This is a genomic window from Acinetobacter sp. Ver3, from assembly GCF_000632455.1.
GTDB lineage: Bacteria > Pseudomonadota > Gammaproteobacteria > Pseudomonadales > Moraxellaceae > Acinetobacter.
This window is the reverse complement of record NZ_JFYL01000153.1, coordinates 1-1,714: the sequence shown is the minus strand read 5'-3', so window position 1 is coordinate 1,714 and position 1,714 is coordinate 1. Positions and strand designations below refer to the sequence as shown.

Sequence of the window (1,714 nt, the reverse complement as noted above, 5' to 3'; positions counted from 1 at the left end):
TTTTTATTTCAATAAATCATCATACTCAATATGCTGCTTATGCAATGTTTCTAAAATCCATAATTGATGCTTCGCTTCTTGCTCCTTACCATTAAAAGCCAACACTTGTGCATACTTATGTAAATCATATTTTGATGCCAAGTTTGCAACCATTCGCTCTAGATCAGCAAGTTGTTGATCCGTCATTTCAGTTTTAGGATCTAATCCGATCCACCACACGCGCTCTTTAAATTGAGTTATCAGCCAAATTTTCTTTTGCATGGTGTGTTGTTGATCTGCTGTTAAAGCTTCAGCCTTTGATGCGAGTACACTTTGCTCTTTATATAAAAAATAATCCCGTGTCGTAACTAAAGCCCCAACAATCGTGATAAAAGCAATCACTGCGAACACTCGACCATCGATTTTTAACGAAGGCAAATTTGTATATTGCGCCTGAATGATGCCCAGTAAGAAACCTGCCGGAAGTAAAAAATAAGCATAATGTAAAGGAAACTCTAACATGCCATGAATGAGGATTGCACATACCATTAATGTTGCAATGATCGAGATAATATCCTTCACCCCTTTATTGAGCCACAGTAGCCAAGCTGTAAAGTACAGAAGAATAAATCCACCTAAAATCAAACCATTCCAAACCAATAAGTCTAGAATCATGTTGTGTGCACTTTTATACCAAAGTGAAACTTGGAAGGTATCGGTAATATAGTATTGCGCTAAGCCTGTTTGATTCCATCCATACCCCCACCATGGTTGATGCAGAATCGCAGCTATCATTTGTTGCCACATGTCGAGGCGAATATCGCCCGATGACGCTCTCTCAACCGTATTTCTCAATACCATATCTGGTTGCGCAGTTATATGTCCAACAAAAGGGGTTATCAATGGAATTAAAAAAAGCAAACTAATAAAAATAACATTCCAAATAACAAGCTGTTTAAAACTAAAACGAAGAACAACATTATTTTTCTTTAGAAAAAAATAAAAGATGATAAAACCACTGACTAGCAATGCTGTTCTTGATTGTGCTAATACAATATTAAAAACAATGAATAAACCAATAAGAAATAAATATTTCGATTGAATCAATTTTCTTTCATAGAAATACAAACAAGAAAAAAGACTTAAGAACAAAAAAGTTGAAAAATTATTAGGTTGTGCAAAATTTGCGTACGGTCGACTCCCTTTTTGTAAATAAGCCAAATCACCGAGCAAGTAGTTCATATTCAACCATTGCAGAATACTAATCCCCCCAGAAATTATTCCTACAATCAAAAACATATAACATAGTATTTGAAAAATTTTTTCTCGATCCGATGCAACTATTGAAAGACTATACCCATAAACAATCATTAAAGAAAAAAACAGAAAATAAGCAAAATTCAATACAGCATTGCTCAAATATACTACTTGGCCTAAAAAGTACTGAATTAAAGGAATCAAAGGGAATATAAACAATAGAAACTGTACTTTAGGAACGTATATGTTTTTATCGAAAGAAACAATGACTAATAGTGAAGCAGACAGAAATGTGAGAATTTCTGAGGAAAAGGTTGGCCAAGGCGTGTAATGATAAGTACTTAACCAAGCCCAAGCCAAAAGGAATATTACTATTGCATATTTGATTTTACGCATTTACAACAACCATGAAAACATTTCAGATCACAATATCATTATAAAATTATTTTTTAAGCAGAAATAAAAAAGCCTGATTAAA

General features: G+C 33.6%; 1 protein-coding gene. It reads right to left on the bottom strand.

Going from position 1 to position 1,714, the window contains the following annotated elements; all coding sequences use genetic code 11:
* Positions 1-3: 3 nt before the first annotated feature.
* Positions 4-1,221, bottom strand: a complete 1,218-nt coding sequence (locus CL42_RS16065; protein WP_228133306.1) for a PglL family O-oligosaccharyltransferase — start codon at positions 1,219-1,221, stop codon at positions 4-6.
* Positions 1,222-1,714 lie beyond the last annotated feature (493 nt).

What these genes read in the sequence shown, in the direction of transcription:
- CL42_RS16065 (WP_228133306.1), bottom strand. Translation starts at nt 1,221, where the DNA reads ATGAACTACTTGCTCGGTGATTTGGCTTATTTACAAAAAGGGAGTCGA.